Origin of the sequence: Cupriavidus sp. SIMBA_020 (genome assembly GCF_046535395.1) — a bacterium.
GTDB lineage: Bacteria > Pseudomonadota > Gammaproteobacteria > Burkholderiales > Burkholderiaceae > Cupriavidus > Cupriavidus campinensis.
This window is the reverse complement of sequence record NZ_JAWRWU010001623.1, coordinates 1-237: the sequence shown is the minus strand read 5'-3', so window position 1 is coordinate 237 and position 237 is coordinate 1. Positions and strand designations below refer to the sequence as shown.

At 68.4% G+C, this 237-nt stretch carries 1 pseudogene; it reads left to right on the top strand.

What is annotated here, in order from left to right:
* Window positions 1-237, top strand: a pseudogene (locus SB751_RS35115) (FAD-dependent oxidoreductase); the annotation flags it as partial.

The following is a 237-nucleotide window of genomic DNA, read 5'->3' as shown; positions in this document are numbered from 1 at the left end:
GGAAGGCGATTCGCTCGGCACGCCGATCGACCGCTTCAAGTTCGAACTGAGCCGCGCGGCGACCGCCGCGTGGCCCGACGTATTCGCAGAGATCTGCACGCCGGATCGCGCGGTCGCGCACGGCTTCGGCACCTACGTGCTGAACAACGCGGCGACCGACGCGCTCGACGACGAGAACTTCGCGGCGATGCGGCGCTTTTGCCGCGAGTTCGAGGAACCGTGCGAGGCGGTCGATCC